Consider the following 17,740-nt stretch of genomic DNA (forward strand, 5'->3'; position numbering starts at 1 on the left):
GTGGGCCCGTCCTTGTCCGAAGGGCGGGGGCCGGGGCGGAGGCCCGGGGCTAGGGGCTGGGCGCAGTCCAACGACGCCGGCGGAGGGGGTCGGGGAGGGGCGGGGTGGGGAATCTGCGGCGTAGTGGGGCCCAGGCCGCCACGGCCGCCAGCGCGAGCAGGGCCGCCCCGCCCGCCAGGGAGCCCGAACGCAGGCCCGGTGGGCGGAAGTCGCACTCCACCGTGTGGGCCCCACCGGTCAGCGGGACGGCGACCAGGCCCAGGTAGTCGGCGGCGGGAGCCGCCCCCGCACCGTTCACGCGGCAGGTCCAGCCCGCGATGCGGGGCATCGCGAACACCGCCGTGCCCCCCGCCCCGGCGGGGAGTTCGGCGCGTACCGAGCTGTCCGAGACGGAGACCTTCGTGGCGCCCGTCGTGCGCAGCCGCTCCACGGCCCGGTTCAGGGCCGCCCGGTCCAGACAGCCGAGTTCCGCGTCGCGGTCGGCGGGGGTCAGTGTGATGTGCGAGGCGCGGCCCGGCCCGGCCGAGGTGCCGAACGGGATCAGCGGGGCGCGGCGGCTGGGCGCGCCGCCGCGCATCTCGACGGGCGGCCCGTCGCCCAGGCGGGCGCTGCCGAAGTGTTCCGGCGCCCACAGGAAGATCTCGGTCCCGGCGGGGCAGCCCTGTGCGAGGGTGCGCGTCGTGTAGACCCGCGCGCCGAGCAGGAGTTCCTGGTTGCGGAACGGGTTGCCGCCGTACGCGGGTTGCGGTGCGGGCGGCCGGACCGTGACCAGGGGCGGGGTCGCGGCGGCCCGGACCAGCGAGGGGTCGCCGCCCTTCTGGGCGACCCGCACCCGCGCGCCCACCGAGAAGATCGCGTCGGTCACCGGGTTGTCCAGGCTTTGCAGCGCCCGCCCGCGCGAGGTCCAGCCGCCGCCGAGCGCGGTCATCGTACGGTTGAGGACTTCCGGGGTGAGGCTGGAGTAGTAGGCGCCGCCCTCGCCGCCGAGCAGCAGCGGGTCGTTGTTGGTGATCTGTCGCTGGCCCGGGTCGGTGCGGTGGGCGGGCCAGCCGGACGCCTCCGCCTCCAGCGCGGACCGCGCCGTGTGTTCGGGGCCCCAGGTGGGATAGCCGTCCATCCGCGCGGCCCGCTGCTGGTCCCCGTACGCCGCCGTCACGCCCGCCTGCGCGATCTGCGCCCCCGCCAGCAGGACGAGTGCCGCGATCGCCGGCCCGCGCCGGCCGCGCCGCATCAGGAGCAGCCCGCAGCCCGCCGCCACCAGGCCCAGCGCGAACAGCGGGTACGTCCACGCCGAGATCAGTTCGCTGAAGGCCGCGCCCAGCGCGATGAGCGCGAGCACACCGCCCCCGCCGAGCAGCGCCCGGCGCCCGGGGATTCCGTACGACAGGCAGATCCAGGCGGCGATCACCAGGAGGCCGCACAGCACGAACGTCTGGCGGTAGGGGCTGCCGTTGGGGGTGACGAAGGCGTGCCAGGCCAGGTGGGTCGGCTTCCACTGGAAGGAGAGGGCGACGGCCAGGGTGAGGCCGGTCCACGCGTAGCGCTCGCGGCGCGGGACGGCGCGGTGGAAGGCGAGCGCGCAGGCGAGCAGCAGCGCGCCGGTGCCGAGGAAGACGGCGGGGGAGGAGAAGGAGTAGGTGCCGGGCAGGGTGCGGGCCAGGTAGTCCGGCCAGGACACCGGCGCGAACTCCCGCACCCAGCCCGGATGCGCGTGCTTCGTACCCAGATAGATGGTGAACAGGAGCGGCGCCGAGAGGCCGATGCCGATCGTGAACGAGCGCGTGGCACGCAGCACCGCCCTTACCCGGCCGCGCCCGTCCGTGTCGCGGTCCACGTACAGAAGGAGGAGCAGGACGAGTCCGGCGCCGATCGTCGCCATGTACGCGGTGTAGAAGTTGGCGACCCAGGCGAGCGCCACGACCAGTGGGCCGAGCACCGGTCGCCGCCCGGTCCTGGCCCACTGGCCGACCAGGCACAGCAGCGGGAAGGCGATCAGGCCGTCCAGCCACATCGGGTTGTACGTCGACTCCAGGACCGACCAGCCGCACAGCGCGTACGCGGCGCCGAGCACCCCCGCCACCCAGCCGTGCCGGGCCGCCGGTCGCAGCATCGGCAGCAGCACCGTCATCGCGACGGCCGCGGCCGCCATCTTCAGCACGGTGATCACGTAGACGGCGAGGTCGATCCGGTCGCGCGGGAACACCCCGACGAGCAGCGCGAAGGGGCTGCTCAGATACGTGCCGAGGTCGGGCAGGAACGAAGTGCCGTACCCGGACTGCCAGTTGAGGAGCAGGCCGCCCTGGGCGCGGCCGTGCAGCAGGTCCCACAGGTGCTCGTGGAAGGGGATGAACTGGTTGCCCAGATCGTTGATGCTGCGGGTGTGGCGCTGGAGAAAGCCCAGCGGGATCACCCCGGCGACGGCGTCCGCGCCGCACACCGCGACCAGGGTGATCAGTGCGGAGAGGGCGGCGGCGCGGGTGCGGGGCCGGCGGGCGGGCGCGATCCGCACCGGTGCCACCGTCGGGGCGGGGGCGGCTTCGAGGGTCGGCATCGAGGTCCTTTGCTGTGCGCTGCCGTCGAATATGCCGGACCCCCCGGGGCAACGCAGCGGCCCGGGGCCTCAGTTCACGCAATGGACGGCGTGGCTTCACCCGGCTTCACCCCCGCGACCGATGGGGGTTGCGAATCGTTGGGCGAATCAGTGGCCCCGGCCACGCCGACTGCCTAACATCGATCACCGCAAGGTCTTAGCAAGGTTCGTCGCCACGCCGCACGTATCTGCTCCGCCGGGAGGCTCCTTTGCACCGCCGTCGTCGTACCGCGCTCTCCGTCTCCGTCGCCCTGCTCGCCGCGAGCCCGCTCCTCGCGGCCTGTGGCAGTACGGCCCACCCGGGGGCCGCGGCCGTCGTCGGGGGGCAGCGGATCGAGGTGTCCGCACTTCAGGCCGAGGTCAAGGACGTACGGACGGCCCAGCAGAAGTCCCCGCAGTCCGCGCAGCTGATCAAGGACTCGGGTCAGCTCGGCAAGGTGAAGCTCAGCAACATGATCTTCGATCGGGTCCTCGCGCACGCCGCCGAACAGGCCGGGGTGAGCGTGAGCCGCAAGGAGATCCAGGACGCGCGGGCCGCGATGGTCCAGCAGACGGGCGGCGAGGACCAGCTGCGCGAGCAGGCGCTGACCAACGGCGGGCTCGCCCCCGACCAGATCGACGCCTACGTCCAGCGTCAGGTCACCGAACAGAAGCTGGCCGCCGCGATCGGCGCCCGCACCCAGCAGGACCTGCTGCCCGCGCTGGTCAAGGCGTCCAAGGACCTCGGCGTGGACGTGAACCCGCGCTACGGCAGCTGGAACGCCGGTCAGATCCAGCTCGCCGACTACCAGCCCCCCTGGATCGCCAGGGCCAAGCAGGCCGCGCCGCCCCAGACCGCCCCCGGCGAGCAGCAGGACGCCCCACCGGACTCGGCTTCGACCGGCTGAGCGGGAGGTAGGTTCGACGGGTGAATGCTGCTCAAGAGCCCGGCCGAATCGTTCTGCTCACCGCGAGCCACCGGGTCGCCCCCGGCCTCCTGTCCTGGCCCGCGTGGCAGACCCTGCGCGCCGCCGACCTCGTGCTGTGCCCCGACGCCGGGCATCCGCAGCTGCCGTATCTGCGCGAGGCCGGCGTGCCGGTGGAGATCTCGGCGCCGGACGCGCGGGAACTGGTCGAGGCCTGCCTGGGCGGTCGCACCGTCGTCGTGCTGCCCTCCGGCGAGGGCGACAGCCGCCTGACGGACGGCCTCGCCCGCCTCGCCGGCTCCGGCCGGGTGCAGATGCCGGATCTGGAACTGCTGCCCGGCTCCTACGACCTGCCGGGCGCCCGCCTCCTCGACCTCGTCCAGGTCATGGACCGCATCCGGCGCGAGTGCCCCTGGTCCTCGCAGCAGACCCACAAGGGTCTCGCCAAGTACGCCCTTGAAGAGGCGTACGAACTGGTCGAGGCGGTGGAGGAGGGCGACCGCGACGAGCTGCGCGAGGAGCTCGGCGACGTGCTGCTCCAGGTCGTCTTCCACGCCAGGATCGCCGAGGAGGACGCGCAGGCGCCGTTCTCCGTCGACGACGTGGCGGGCGGCATCGTCGAGAAGCTGGTCCACCGGCATCCCCACGTCTTCGGCGACGAGAGTGCCCAGACACCCGAGGAGGTCAAGGAGCACTGGCTGCGGATGAAGGCGGTCGAGAAGCAGCGCGCCTCGGTGACCGACGGCGTCCCCCTCGGCCAGCCCGCCCTGGCCCTGGCCGCGAAGCTGTCCGCCCGCACCAGGACCGCGGGGCTCGCGGTTCCGCTGCCGTCCGGGGAGGGCGTGGGCTACCGGCTGCTGGCGCTGGCGACCGAGGCGGAGGCCGCGGGGGTCGACCCGGAGGCGGCGTTGCGCGCCGCGGCGCGGTCGTACCGGGAGGCGATCCGGGCGGCGGAGGCGTAGGCCCCGCCCCCCCCGTCGGCCCGCGGCCCCCTGTCGGCCCGCGGTCGGCGTACGCCACATTCGGCGGAGCGCTCAGCCTTCGGTCCGCTTCTCCAGGTGGCTGCCGCGGGGCAGGGTGATGACCAGGAGGTCGCCGGGGGCGTCGAGTGCGATGCGGTGCCAGCGTCCGCGCGGCACGATGACCGCCGTCCCGGCCGCGACCTTGACCTCCTCCTCTTCCTCTCCCTCTGCTTCCGGCCGGAAGCAGAGGCGTATCGCGCCGGTGAGGCAGGCGACGACCTCGTCGGCCGAGGGGTGGACCTCCCAGTGATCGGCGTGGACGTCGGCGCCCGTCTCGACGTGGAACGCCATCACCTGCCAGCCCTCGCCCGACGGGTCGAACTTCCGCGGCTCGGCGTTCGCCCGGCCGTCCTGGTGGAGGTGGATGAAGGAGCCGAAGAGGTCGATCGGCATGACGGTCATGGCTGGTTGTCCTTTCCGGGGTGGACGATCATCGGCGGGCCGGGAGCGCGGTGCGGCCGGGCCGCGGCCACCTCACTCGGCCAGGGCACGGCTCAGGGCGTCGGTGAGTTCGGCGATCTGCCGCTGGGAGACGGCGGCGGACAGGATGGCCTGCGACCCGTGGAAGGTGCCGGGCCACTGGTGCAGTTCGACCGGTACTCCCGCTTGGAGCAGGCGTAGCGCGTAGTCGATGCCTTCGTCGCGGTTCGGGCAGAACTCCGCGGTGGCGATGTAGGCGGGCGGCAGGCCGGACAGGTCGGTGGCGCGGGCCGCCGCGGCGTACGGCGAGGCGGGCGTGGCGCCCAGATAGTGCCGCCAGCTTGAGGTGACCTTGCCGCGGGTCAGCCAGGGCGTGTCCGTGAAGTTCCGCCCCGACCACGTCTCCTGCCGGTCGTCGAGCTGGGGCTGGTTGAGCAGCTGGAAGTGGATCGGCGGGCCCTGCTCGGCGCGCGTGCGCAACGCGACCGCGGCCGCGAGCCCGGCCCCGGCGCTGTGGCCCCCGACGGCGATCCGCTCCGGGTCGACGCCGAACTCGGCCGCGTGCCCGGCCGTCCAGGCCAGTGCCGCGCAGGCGTCGTCCAGGGCGGCCGGGAACCGGTTCTCGGGCGCGCGGCGGTAGCCCACCGAGACGAGCACCGCACCCGACCTTTCGGCGATCCGGGCGGCCCACGGATGCTCGGTGTCCAGGTCGCCCATCACATAGCCGCCGCCGTGCAGCCAGACGATGGCGCCCCGCGCCCGGTGCGGGCGGTAGACGCGCACCGCCACGTCCGGATCGCCCGCCACCGTGCGGTCCTCGATGTCCAGGCCCGTGGTGTCCGGGGCGGGCGCCGCCATGGCGAGCTCGGCGAGGCCCTGGCGCGCGGATACGGGGTCGGACAGGTCCGCCTTGGGGAACAGCGGGATGAATGCTTCCAGTTCGGGGTCCATGCAGACCATCCTCACGGCCGCCGCCGCCCCGGGTCATCCGCCATCCGTCGGCCATCGGGCCCCGATCGCGCGCCGATCGGCGCCTATCCTCGGGGGCATGGAGGCACTCGTCATGCGGCTGTCGCACCTGGACGCACAGGCCGAAGGCGCGTTACGCGTCGTCATGTTCTACGACACGCTGATGCGCCGCCGGGTGGACCTTCCGGCGCTCGCGCGGGCCTCGGCGGCGCTGGCCGACTGCGTGGCCGGGATCCGGCTCCACGACCCGGGCCGGGCGATCCGCATGTCGCCCGAGGGCAGGGAGGCGACCGAGGAGTCGTCGCCCCCCTCCACCCGGGTGCCGGTCACGCTCGACGACGAGGAGATCGGCACGGTGTGGCTGGAGCGCCCCGGCCCGGCCGGGCGGCTGGACGAACTGCTCCTCGAACGGCTGGCCATCGCCACCGCCGCGGTCGTCGAGCGGTACGGGCCGACCCGCACCACCATGGCCGACCCCGCCCTGGTCGAGCTGGTGATCAGCGCCGACAGTGACGAGGCGGCCAGAGCGAGGGCGCTGCGGCTGCTGGGCTTCGCCGCCGGCGAGCCGGTGCGTGTCGTCGCCGTACGCTCCCGGCTTCCGCTCGACCGGCTCGCCCTCCTGCTGTGCCCGGCGCGCCCGGTGAAGGCGGCGCCGCTCGCCGAGGTGGGCGTCGTCCTGGCCGCCACGGTGGATCCGGCCCGGTTTCCGGCGGACGTACGCGCGGGGATCGGCGCCGCCGACAGCCCCGACCGGTCCTGGCGCGAGGCCCGTACCGCGCTCCGCTTCACCACCCCGCGCCGGCCCGTCGTCCACTACGAGGGCCTGGGGGCGCTGGCGCTGCTCGCGCAGGTGCCCCGCCAGGCCGCGCGGGACAACGCCGACGTGGCCGCGATAGCCCGCATCGCCCACAGCGCGGACGACCTGGAGACCCTGGACACCTACTGCGCCGCCGGCTCCCTGCGCCGGGCCGCCGATCTCCTGCACCTGCATCACAGCAGCGTCGCCCGCCGACTCGAACAGATCGAGAGGACGCTGGGCATCGAACTCACCGAGCCCACCGGCCTGTTGAGGGCCCGGCTGGCCCTCGCGGCGTGGCGGCTGCTCGACGACTGAGGCCCGCGAGCGGCCGGGCCCCGGGTCGGGCTCCGGGCCGGCGGCCCTCGTGCAAACGGGGGCCCTCGTGCAAACGGCGGCGCCGCCGTACGGGCTCCGGGCCGGACTCTCGTGCACACGAAGCCGCCGTACGGGCCCCCCGCCGAGCCCAGGGCCGGGGCTCTGGCCCACCCCGCGCACACGGCGCCGCCGTCCGGGCCCGCGCCGCGAACAAGGCGGCGGATACTGTCGAGGGCATGTCCGACCAGTCGCCCGCCGCGCCCGCCCCCGAACTCTTCACCTGGGAGTTCGCCACCGATCCGTACCCCGCCTACGCGTGGCTGCGCGAGCACGCGCCGGTGCACCGCACCAAGCTGCCGAGCGGTGTCGAGGCCTGGCTGGTGACGCGGTACGGGGACGCCAAGCAGGCGCTCGCCGACCCGCGGCTCTCCAAGAACCCCGCACACCACGACGAGCCGGCCCACGCCAAGGGCAAGACGGGCATTCCGGGCGAGCGCAAGGCCGAGCTGATGACGCATCTGCTCAACATCGACCCGCCGGACCACACCCGGCTCAGGCGCCTGGTGTCGAAGGCGTTCACCCCGCGCACGGTGGCCCAATTCGCGCCGCGCGTCCAGGAGTTGACCGACCAGCTCATCGACGCGTTCGCGGCGAACGGGGAGGCCGACCTCATCCACGACTTCGCCTTCCCGCTCCCCATCTACGCCATCTGCGATCTGCTCGGCGTACCGCGCGAGGACCAGGACGACTTCCGCGACTGGGCGGGCATGATGATCCGGCACGGCGGCGGCCCGCGCGGCGGCGTCGCCCGCTCGGTGAAGAAGATGCGCGACTACCTCGCCGAGCTCATCCACAAGAAGCGCGAGAACCCCGGTGACGACCTCATCTCCGCGCTCATCGAGGCCAGCGACCACGGTGAGCACCTCACCGAGGGCGAGGCCGCCGCGATGGCCTTCATCCTGCTGTTCGCCGGGTTCGAGACGACCGTCAACCTCATCGGCAACGGTGTGTACGCCCTGTTGCGCAACCCCGGGCAGCGCGAGCGGCTCCAGGACTCGATCGGCGCGGGGGAGAGCGGGCTCCTGGAGACCGGCATCGAGGAACTCCTGCGCTACGACGGCCCGGTCGAGCTTGCGACGTGGCGGTTCGCCACCGAGGCGCTGAGCATCGGCGGGCAGCGCATCGCGGCCGGTGACCCGGTGCTCGTGGTGCTCGCCGCCGCCGACCGCGACCCCGAGCGCTTCGCCGACCCGGACACCCTCGACCTCGGCCGCACGGACAACCAGCACCTCGGATACGGCCACGGGATCCACTACTGCCTCGGCGCTCCGCTCGCCCGGCTCGAAGGCCGCACCGCACTTGAGACCCTGCTGCGGCGCCTCCCTGACCTGCGGCTCGCGGCGGATCCTACCGATTTGCGCTGGCGCGGCGGACTCATCATGCGCGGACTGCGCACCCTGCCCGTGGAGTTCACACCGCCAAGCGGCGCCTCGATCTGACGAACCGTCAAGACTGTGACTTTTACGTGATCGCGGGTGCATCGACTTGTGACAGACGTTCGAGTACGGCTACGTTCACCGTTCATTCGGCTCAGCAGTCACACGGAAGGCCTCATTCATGCGCTCCGGGAATGGACGGCATCGTCGGCCCCGCCAGGCACCCGCTCTCGTCGTCGCGGCAGGGGTGACCGGCTCGGCCATCGCTCTTCCCCTGCTCGCCGCGACCGGCGCGAACGCCGCGGACGCGAGCACCTGGAACCAGGTGGCGACCTGTGAGTCCGGCGGCATGTGGAGCGCGGACTTCGGCAACGGCCTCTACGGTGGTCTCCAGTTCTCGCAGACCACCTGGGAGACGTACGGCGGTACGGACTACGCCCAGCGCGCCGACCTCGCCAGCCGGGCCCAGCAGATAGCCGTCGCCGAGAAGGTCCTCGCGGCTCAGGGCCCCAAGGCCTTCGGAAGCTGCGCCGACGGGATCACCAAGGGCGGCGCCGCGGCCGACGTCGACCCGGGCCTGCCCGCGACGCCGGACCCGGCCGACACCCCCCTGCTGCCCACCACCCCGGCGACCAAGACGCCCGGCACCGCGCCGACTCCCACGACGCCCACCGGCTCCGCCACTCCCACGCCGGGCGGCACGCCGACGGCCGACCCCGCCAAGCCCGCGACGCCCCCCGCGTCCACCCCGGCGAGCCCCGGCAAGCACCGCGGGGCGCCCTCGCCGGAGGAGGGCTCGGGCGCGACGCCGGGCCCGACCGGCTCGACCGCCCCGACCGGTCAGCCCGCCCCGACCGGTAAGCCCGCTCCGACGGGTCAGAGCGATTCGGGCAGTTCGTCCGACAGCCGTGACGCGGGGCGCGCCTCGCGAGGTGACGGGTCCTCACGTGATGTCGGCAACACCCCGGCGGCCAACGGCGACTACACCGTCCGCCCCGGCGACAGCCTCTCGGCCATCGCCACCGCGAACAAGATCCAGGGCGGTTGGCCCGCGCTCTACCACGCCAACGAGCACCTGATCGGTACCGACCCGAATCTCATCCTGCCTGGCCAGAGCCTGGACCTGAAGGCCGCGGCGGCGGCGGTGGCCACCCCGAACTCGGTACCGAAACAGGGGTAGTTCGAGGGCGTATGTCCGTTCTGTGCAAGTGAGATATGGGTCTCTTCGTCTCAACTGGCCCACCCCGCCTGCCCGGTCCGTCCGCCCCGCCCCCGACCTGCGGAAACGCCCCTTCCATTTCGGCGAGTAGGGGCGTTTTCTCCCCGATGGGCGTCTTTGAACATTGGCGGGGCGTGTGTTTTCGTCGGAACCGCTCGTCACCGCGAGCCCCGTCGACCGAGCACGCCGAATCCTGCCGTCGGCCGACGGGAACAGTCGACGCTTATGCGCCGTAGGCAGGAGCGGGGGACCCAAGGTAAGTGCCGGGCCCGGCAGTTGACGCTGTCGGCCGGCTTGGGGTGAAGACGGGCGCACCATCGCTCGGCCGGGCAGCTCACGCCCGAACCCGACAGCTCACCTCGCAGGCGTCGGTGAGGAGAACCTCCATGCTGCTTTCCGGCAAGGGCAAGCACCGTCGCCCGTCCAAGGCCGTCCGTGTCGTCACGCTGGCCGGCGTCACCGGTGCCGCTGTCGCCGCCCCGCTGATGGCCGCGGGCAACGCCTCCGCCGCCTCCGTCTCCACCTGGGACGCGGTCGCCCAGTGCGAGTCCGGCGGCAACTGGTCCATCAACACCGGCAACGGCTACTACGGCGGCCTGCAGTTCTCGCAGTCCTCCTGGGCCGCCGCCGGCGGCACCCAGTACGCCTCGCGCGCCGACCTGGCCACCAAGGGCCAGCAGATAGCCACCGCTGAGAAGCTGCTCGCGATTCAGGGTCCGGGCGCCTGGTCCTGCGCCGGTGCCGGCAACCTGACCTCCGGCGGCAGCAAGGCCGACGTGGACACCTCCGGTTCCTCGTCGTCCTCCAAGTCCACCAAGTCCGCTGAGACCTCGAAGCCGCAGGCCAAGCCGCAGCAGAAGTCGCAGCGCACCCAGTCCGCGCCCGAGGCCAGCCGCAGCGAGCAGCGCTCCGAGCCGGTCAAGCAGGGCAACGGCGAGTACACCGTCAAGGCCGGCGACACCCTCGGCCAGATCGCTTCCGCCAACGGCACCAAGGGTGGCTGGCAGAAGCTGTTCGAGCTGAACAAGGACATCGTCAAGGACGCCAACCTGATCTTCCCGGGCCAGAAGCTCCACCTGAGCTGAGCCCGACCCGGCCCCAAGTCCCCCCGGCCCGGCGCGCATTCCCCCGTACGCGCCGGGCCGGGGTTTCGCTGTTACCTGGCAGTAGCCTTGTGGCCCTTTGACCCGGAATCAGGGTCCTTGGGCCCTTTTTCGTCCCAGGAGGCGGGCACTCGGCTGGCCGGAGCCCCGGAGCCGGTTAGGCTCTTGTCGCAAGGCCGCAGCGACCCTGTGCGGCGCTGCACCCCTTGCGTCACATCTAGCGTCACATCCCAGAAGGAGATGCTCGTGCCGTCCATCGACGTCGTCGTAGCCCGGGAAATCCTGGACTCCCGAGGCAACCCCACGGTCGAGGTCGAGGTCGGCCTCGACGACGGCAGCACCGGCCGTGCTGCAGTTCCGTCCGGCGCCTCCACCGGTGCCTTCGAGGCCATCGAGCTTCGCGACGGTGACCCCAACCGCTACGGCGGCAAGGGTGTCGAGAAGGCCGTCCTCGCCGTCATCGAGCAGATCGGCCCGGAGCTCGTCGGCTACGACGCCACCGAGCAGCGCCTGATCGACCAGGCCATGTTCGACCTGGACGCCACCGACAACAAGGGCTCGCTCGGCGCCAACGCCATCCTCGGCGTCTCCCTCGCCGTCGCGCACGCCGCCTCCGAGGCCAGCGACCTGCCGCTGTTCCGCTACCTGGGCGGCCCGAACGCGCACCTGCTGCCCGTTCCGATGATGAACATCCTCAACGGTGGCTCCCACGCCGACTCCAACGTCGACATCCAGGAGTTCATGATCGCCCCGATCGGCGCGGAGTCCTTCTCCGAGGCCCTTCGCTGGGGCGCCGAGGTCTACCACACGCTCAAGGGCGTCCTGAAGCGCAAGGGCCTGTCCACCGGCCTCGGCGACGAGGGCGGCTTCGCGCCGAACCTGGAGTCCAACCGCGCCGCCCTTGACCTCATCCTTGAGGCCATCAAGGAGGCCGGCTACGCCCCGGGCAAGGACATCGCGCTCGCGCTCGACGTCGCCGCGTCCGAGTTCTACAAGGACGGCAAGTACGAGTTCGAGGGCAAGTCCCGCTCGGCCGCCGAGATGACCGAGTACTACGAGGAGCTCGTCGCCTCCTACCCGCTGGTCTCCATCGAAGACCCGCTGTTCGAGGACGACTGGGCCGGCTGGAACACCATCACCTCGCGTCTGGGCTCCAAGGTCCAGATCGTCGGTGACGACCTGTTCGTCACCAACCCCGAGCGCCTGTCGCGCGGCATCGAGGAGGGCTCCGCCAACGCCCTGCTCGTCAAGGTCAACCAGATCGGTTCGCTGACCGAGACCCTGGACGCCGTCGAGATGGCCCAGCGCAACGGCTTCAAGTGCATGATGTCCCACCGCTCCGGCGAGACCGAGGACGTCACCATCGCCGACCTCGCCGTCGCGGTGAACTGCGGCCAGATCAAGACCGGCGCCCCGGCCCGCTCGGACCGCGTCGCCAAGTACAACCAGCTGCTGCGCATCGAGGAGATCCTCGACGACGCCGCGGTGTACGCGGGCCGCAGCGCCTTCCCGCGCTTCAAGGGCTGAGGGCCAAGAGTCAACCCCTAGCCAGTCGTCCGTACGTCCCCGCACTCGGTCCCGTACCGTGTCCGGGGACGTACGTGTGTGACGGGGAAACGGGAGAGCGATGGCCAAGGGCGCCAAGGAGAAGGACCGCGACCGGTTCTCCACCGCCGCCAGGATCAAGGTGATCGGCGAGCAGACCGCAGCCCGCGTCTACCGTTCGCAGACCAAGCGGCAGGCCCGGCGCTCCCGGCTCACCGGCCGGGCGGCGCTGCTCGCCCTCGTGCTGTGCTCGCTGATCGTGGCACTCGCCTACCCCATGCGGCAGTACGTCTCCCAACGGGCCGACATCTCCGAACAGCAGCGCAAGGCCGCCGATGCCCAGCGGGCGGTCGAGCAACTGCGCGACGAGAAGGCGCGGCTCCAGGACGACGCGTACATCAAGCGCCTCGCCCGCGAGCACCTGCACATGCAGTTCCCGGGCGAGACCAGCTTCACCGTGGTCGACCCCGACGCGGCGAAGAGCCGCCGCGACGACAAGGGCGCGACCGGCCGCGCCTGGCACTCGAACCTCTGGGACGGCGTCGACAACGCCGACCGTTCCGCCAACTGATCACTGCTAGCGATAGAGACTGACCCAGGCATGGAAACGCCCCCGCCCCAGACCGAACGCACCGAGCCCACCGACGCGGACATCGCGGCCTTCAAGCAGCAGCTCGGCCGCCCGCCGCGCGGCCTGCGCGCGATCGCGCACCGCTGCCCCTGCGGCAACCCGGACGTCGTCGAGACGGCCCCGCGTCTGGAGGACGGCACGCCGTTCCCGACGACGTACTACCTGACGTGCCCGCGCGCCGCCTCGGCGATCGGCACCCTTGAAGCCAACGGCGTCATGAAGGAGATGACGGAGCGCCTCGCGAGCGACCCGGAGCTGGCCGCGGCCTACCGTGCGGCCCACGAGGACTACATCGCGCGCCGCGACGCCATCGACGTCCTGGAGGGCTTCCCGAGCGCGGGCGGCATGCCGGACCGAGTGAAGTGCCTGCACGTCCTGGTCGGCCACTCGCTGGCCGCGGGCCCCGGCGTGAACCCGCTGGGCGACGAGGCCATCGCGATGCTCCCCCAGTGGTGGGCGAAGGGCCCGTGCGTGACGCCCTGCGGCGAGGAGGAGCAGAAGTGACGCGCGTCGCCGCCATCGACTGCGGTACGAACTCGATCCGGCTTCTCGTCGCCGACGCCGACCCCGCCACCGGTGAGATCACCGACCTGGACCGGCGCATGATCATCGTGCGCCTGGGCCAGGGCGTGGACCGGACCGGTCGGCTCGCCCCCGAGGCGCTGGAGCGGACCTTCGCCGCGTGCCGCGAGTACGCCGCGGTGATCAAGGAGCTCGGCGCCGAGCGCATCCGGTTCGTGGCGACCTCCGCGTCCCGCGACGCCGAGAACCGGGACGACTTCGTGCGCGGCGTCCTGGACATCCTGGGCGTCGAGCCGGAGGTGATCTCCGGCGACCAGGAGGCCGCCTTCTCCTTCACTGGCGCCACCAAGGAACTGGACGGCGACGGCGAGTACTTGGTGGTCGACATCGGCGGCGGCTCCACCGAGTTCGTCGTCGGTTCCGGTCACGTCGAGGCGGCCCGCTCCGTGGATGTCGGCTGTGTGCGGATGACCGAGCGCCACCACCCCGGCGACCCGGCGACGCCCGAGCAGATCGCCGCCATGCGGGCCGACATCGACGCCGCGCTCGACCTCGCCGAGCAGAGCGTGCCGCTGCGCGAGCCGCGCACCCTGGTCGGCCTCGCGGGTTCGGTGACGACGATCGCCGGGATCGCGCTGGGCCTCACCGAGTACGACTCGGCCGCCATCCACCACGCGCGCATCCCTTTCGAGAAGGTCGCCGAGATCACCGGGCGGCTGCTCGCCTCCACCCACGAGGAGCGGACCCGCATCCCCGTGCTGCATCCGGGCCGCGTCGATGTGATCGCCGCCGGCGCGCTGGTTCTGCTGGCGGTCATGGAGCGGACCGGGGCCCGCGAGGTCGTGGTCAGCGAGCACGACATTCTGGACGGAATCGCCTGGTCGGTCGCCTGATCGCGGCCCGGCGAGGGGCTTTGGGGCACACCGCGCGAGAAACTTCGTGAAGTTCTTCACAAGGAATTTGGGCCCGAGGGTCGAGGATTGTGGTCTCAGGACCGCTTTCCGAGGCCCAAGGGCCCCTTCCGCGCGTAATCCAGACGGTGGTTGACGCGTTACGCCTGTGTTTCCCACGGCAGTGGTCCACCCTCGCCCTAGGCGGTGCGGGCCAGTTCAGGAGGGGTGAACAACGTTCTCCCCCACGCCGTGGTTCCCTCTGTACACCATGACCTCGATCACGTGGGCCGCGCAGTGTAGCAGAGGGGTTGGTGAACCTTGTGAAGGGGCGCACGAGCAGGGGTGTCCGGGCAGGTGGATACTCGATGGCATGAGCACCACGGAGCGTCCCAGGATCCTCGTAGTAGGTGGCGGGTACGTAGGCCTGTACGCAGCGCGACGCATTCTGAAGAAGATGCGTTACGCGGAAGCGACCGTCACGGTCGTCGACCCGCGCTCGTACATGACGTACCAGCCCTTCCTCCCCGAAGCCGCCGCAGGCAGCATCTCGCCGCGCCACGTCGTCGTCCCGCTGCGACGCGTCGTGCGCGGAGCCGAGGTGCTCACCGGCCGGGTCACCAGCATCGACCAGGACCGCAAGGTCGCCACGGTCGCGCCGCTCGTCGGCGAGGCCTACGAGCTGCCCTTCGACTACCTGGTCATCGCGATGGGTGCGGTCTCCCGCACCTTCCCGATCCCCGGCCTCGCCGAGCAGGGCATCGGCATGAAGGGCGTGGAAGAGGCCATCGGCCTGCGCAACCACGTCCTGGAGCAGCTCGACAAGGCTGACTCCACGACCGACGAGGACGTCCGCCGCAAGGCGCTGACCTTCGTCTTCGTGGGTGGCGGCTTCGCCGGCGCGGAGACCATCGGCGAGGTGGAGGACATGGCCCGCGACGCGGCCAAGTACTACACCAACGTCAAGCGCGAGGACATGCGCTTCGTCCTGGTCGACGCCGCTGACAAGATCCTTCCCGAGGTCGGCCCGGAGCTCGGCCGCTGGGGCAAGGAGCACCTGGAGAGCCGCGGCATCGAGATCTACCTCTCGACGTCGATGGACTCCTGCGTGGACGGCCACGTCGTGCTGAAGAACGGCCTTGAGGTCGACTCCAACACGATCGTGTGGACGGCGGGCGTCAAGCCCAACCCGGCCCTGTCCCGCTTCGGCCTCCCGCTCGGCCCGCGCGGCCACGTGGACGCCCAGCCGACCCTCCAGGTCACCGGCACCGACTACATCTGGGCCGCCGGCGACAACGCCCAGGTCCCGGACCTCGCCGCGATCAAGGCCGGCGTCCCGGCCGAGCGCGCCTGGTGCCCGCCGAACGCCCAGCACGCGCTGCGTCAGGCCAAGGTCCTGGGCGACAACGTGGTCTCCGGCATGCGGGGCTTCCCGCAGAAGGAGTACTCGCACGCCAACAAGGGTGCGGTGGCGGGCCTCGGCCTCCACAAGGGCGTCGCGATGATCGTCATGGGCAAGATGAAGATCAAGCTCAAGGGCCGTCTCGCCTGGTACATGCACCGTGGCTACCACGGTCTGGCCGTGCCGACCTGGAACCGCAAGATCCGCGTCGTGGCCGACTGGACGCTCGGGATGTTCCTCAAGCGCGAGGTCGTCTCCCTCGGTGCGATGGAGAGCCCGCGCGAGGAGTTCTACGAGGCGGCCAAGCCCGCCCCGGCTCCCGCGGCCCAGGCCGAGGACAAGTCGGCGGCGAAGGCCAAGGCCTCCTGACGCCTCGTCACCAAGCAGTGCCCGAAGGGGCCGTCCGCCATCCGTGGTGCGGGCGGCCCCTTCGGCATGCCGGGCCCGCATCCATGCTTCCATGATCGGTTCTCGGCCAGGAAGATGGTGAATGCAGCCACTCTCGTGCGTCGAGGCGCGGTAGCGGGATTGTCCCGCATCCGGGCACTGTTGAGCGGGGTGCTGGGACATTTCTGCGAGGTACGGAGGTGTGCACCATGGCCGATGCCGCGCTGCGGCTGACCGCTCTTGCCGAGGGACTGCTGGGAGAGGCCCTCCCGGTCCGGATCCGCGCCTGGGACGGCAGCGAGGCGGGCCCGCCCGGCGCTCCGGTTCTCGTCGTACGCCACCGGCGCGCGCTGCGCCGTCTGCTGTGGAAGCCGGGCGAACTCGGCCTGGCCCGCGCCTGGGTGGCCGGCGAGATCGACATAGAGGGAGACCTGTACCACGGCCTCGGGCTGCTCGCGGGGCTGATCTGGGAACGGGATGGCGAGCCCAAGGAGGCCGTCCACCCGGTGCGCGACCCGAGGCTGCGCGCCGCCGCCAAGGCGCTGCTCAAGCTGGGCGGCGTCCTGCCCCCACCGGCCCCGCCCGCCGAGGAGATGCGGCGCCGCAGCGGCCCCCTGCACACCAAGCGCCGCGACAAGGAGGCGATCAGCCACCACTACGACGTCGGCAACGACTTCTACGAACTGGTCCTCGGCCCGTCGATGGTCTACTCGTGCGCGTACTGGGAGAGCCCCGAAGGCACCCTGGAGGATGCCCAGCGCGACAAGCTCGACCTGGTGTGCCGCAAGCTGGGGCTCACGGAGGGCGACCGGCTGCTCGACGTCGGCTGCGGCTGGGGCTCGATGGCCATGCACGCGGCCCGCGAGTACGGCGCCCATGTCGTCGGCATCACGCTCTCGGGCGAACAGGCGGCGTACGCCCGCAAGCGGATCGCCGAGGCGGGGCTCACCGACCGGATCGAGATCCGCGTCCAGGACTACCGGGACGTGCGCGACGGGCCGTTCGACGCGATCTCCTCCATCGGCATGGCCGAGCACGTCGGCTCGGTGCGCTACCGGGAGTACGCGGACACTCTGTACGCCCTGCTCAAGGAGGGCGGCCGGCTGCTCAACCACCAGATCGCCCGGCGCCCCGAGCGGGACGAATCGGCTTACCACGTCGACGAGTTCATCGACGCGTACGTCTTCCCCGACGGCGAGCTCGCCCCGCTCGGGCGGACCCTGGCCACGCTGGAGGACGCGGGGTTCGAGGCCCGCGACGTCGAACCGATCCGGGAGCACTACGCCCTGACGCTGCGTCACTGGGTGGCCAACCTGGAGTCCGACTGGGCGCGCGCGGTGCGCTGCACCAGCCCCGGGCGGGCCCGGATCTGGCGGCTCTACATGGCGGCCTCCGCGCTCTCCTTCGAACGCAACCGGATCGGGGTCAATCAGATCCTCGCGGTGAAGACCCCGGTGAGCGGCGCCTCGGGGATGCCGCTGCGGGCCCGCACCTGGAACTGAGCGCGGGCAGCGCCGTGTGCTGACGCCGAGGGGCCCCCGGAGATCTCCGGGGGCCCCTCAACTGCCTTCAGGCGATGGCTGGT

General features: G+C 72.0%; 15 protein-coding genes and 1 riboswitch. Of the genes, 12 read left to right on the plus strand and 3 right to left on the minus strand.

The window, feature by feature from the left end; genetic code table 11:
• Positions 1-49: 49 nt before the first annotated feature.
• On the minus strand, positions 50-2,551 hold the full coding sequence (locus OG522_RS22525; protein ID WP_329464808.1) for a YfhO family protein: 2,502 nt from the start codon (positions 2,549-2,551) through the stop codon (positions 50-52).
• A gap of 248 nt (positions 2,552-2,799) precedes the next feature.
• Between OG522_RS22525 and OG522_RS22530 the strand changes: the two genes are divergently transcribed.
• On the plus strand, positions 2,800-3,477 hold the full coding sequence (locus tag OG522_RS22530; protein WP_329464809.1) for a SurA N-terminal domain-containing protein: 678 nt from the start codon (positions 2,800-2,802) through the stop codon (positions 3,475-3,477).
• A 20-nt stretch (positions 3,478-3,497) separates the two neighbouring features.
• Positions 3,498-4,457, plus strand: a complete 960-nt coding sequence (locus OG522_RS22535) for a nucleoside triphosphate pyrophosphohydrolase (RefSeq protein WP_329464810.1) — start codon at positions 3,498-3,500, stop codon at positions 4,455-4,457.
• A gap of 72 nt (positions 4,458-4,529) precedes the next feature.
• Here the strand turns inward: OG522_RS22535 and OG522_RS22540 are convergent, their stop codons facing one another.
• Both OG522_RS22540 and OG522_RS22545 read right to left on the minus strand, forming a co-directional pair.
• On the minus strand, positions 4,530-4,919 hold the full coding sequence (locus tag OG522_RS22540) for a cupin domain-containing protein (RefSeq protein WP_329464811.1): 390 nt from the start codon (positions 4,917-4,919) through the stop codon (positions 4,530-4,532).
• A gap of 72 nt (positions 4,920-4,991) precedes the next feature.
• The gene (locus OG522_RS22545; RefSeq protein ID WP_329464812.1) at positions 4,992-5,888 is read right to left on the minus strand and encodes an alpha/beta hydrolase; all 897 of its coding nucleotides are present in this window, start codon (positions 5,886-5,888) and stop codon (positions 4,992-4,994) included.
• Positions 5,889-5,985: 97 nt separating this feature from the next.
• On the opposite strand from OG522_RS22545, the gene OG522_RS22550 reads away from it, so the two are divergent.
• From OG522_RS22550 to OG522_RS22595, 10 genes are all read left to right on the plus strand, one after another.
• Positions 5,986-7,020 (plus strand): helix-turn-helix domain-containing protein, encoded by a 1,035-nt coding sequence (locus OG522_RS22550; RefSeq protein ID WP_329464813.1) that lies wholly within the window; start codon positions 5,986-5,988, stop codon positions 7,018-7,020.
• A 236-nt stretch (positions 7,021-7,256) separates the two neighbouring features.
• On the plus strand, positions 7,257-8,519 hold the full coding sequence (locus tag OG522_RS22555; RefSeq protein WP_329464814.1) for a cytochrome P450 family protein: 1,263 nt from the start codon (positions 7,257-7,259) through the stop codon (positions 8,517-8,519).
• Positions 8,520-8,637: 118 nt separating this feature from the next.
• Positions 8,638-9,636, plus strand: coding sequence for a transglycosylase family protein (locus OG522_RS22560; RefSeq protein ID WP_329464815.1), 999 nt, complete (start codon positions 8,638-8,640; stop codon positions 9,634-9,636).
• A gap of 257 nt (positions 9,637-9,893) precedes the next feature.
• Positions 9,894-10,058, plus strand: a riboswitch (cyclic di-AMP (ydaO/yuaA leader).
• Positions 10,059-10,061: 3 nt separating this feature from the next.
• Positions 10,062-10,760 (plus strand): transglycosylase family protein, encoded by a 699-nt coding sequence (locus OG522_RS22565; RefSeq protein WP_329464816.1) that lies wholly within the window; start codon positions 10,062-10,064, stop codon positions 10,758-10,760.
• Positions 10,761-11,018: 258 nt separating this feature from the next.
• The gene (eno, locus tag OG522_RS22570; RefSeq protein ID WP_329464817.1) at positions 11,019-12,305 is read left to right on the plus strand and encodes a phosphopyruvate hydratase; all 1,287 of its coding nucleotides are present in this window, start codon (positions 11,019-11,021) and stop codon (positions 12,303-12,305) included.
• A gap of 100 nt (positions 12,306-12,405) precedes the next feature.
• Positions 12,406-12,894 carry an FtsB family cell division protein gene (locus tag OG522_RS22575; protein WP_329464818.1) on the plus strand — a complete coding sequence of 163 codons (489 nt, stop codon included), beginning with the start codon at positions 12,406-12,408 and terminating at the stop codon, positions 12,892-12,894.
• A 30-nt stretch (positions 12,895-12,924) separates the two neighbouring features.
• Positions 12,925-13,458, plus strand: a complete 534-nt coding sequence (locus tag OG522_RS22580) for a DUF501 domain-containing protein (protein WP_329464819.1) — start codon at positions 12,925-12,927, stop codon at positions 13,456-13,458.
• A complete protein-coding gene (locus OG522_RS22585; RefSeq protein WP_329464820.1) occupies positions 13,455-14,369 on the plus strand; it encodes a Ppx/GppA phosphatase family protein in 915 nt (304 codons plus the stop codon). The genes OG522_RS22580 and OG522_RS22585 overlap by 4 nt, the downstream gene beginning before the upstream one ends.
• Before the next feature lie 370 nt (positions 14,370-14,739).
• On the plus strand, positions 14,740-16,137 hold the full coding sequence (locus OG522_RS22590; RefSeq protein WP_329464821.1) for an NAD(P)/FAD-dependent oxidoreductase: 1,398 nt from the start codon (positions 14,740-14,742) through the stop codon (positions 16,135-16,137).
• Positions 16,138-16,364: 227 nt separating this feature from the next.
• Positions 16,365-17,657: a cyclopropane-fatty-acyl-phospholipid synthase family protein gene (locus OG522_RS22595; RefSeq protein WP_329464822.1), complete on the plus strand. Its 1,293-nt coding sequence runs from the start codon at positions 16,365-16,367 to the stop codon at positions 17,655-17,657.
• Positions 17,658-17,740: the final 83 nt, after the last annotated feature.

This window comes from Streptomyces sp. NBC_01431 (genome assembly GCF_036231355.1).
GTDB lineage: Bacteria > Actinomycetota > Actinomycetes > Streptomycetales > Streptomycetaceae > Streptomyces.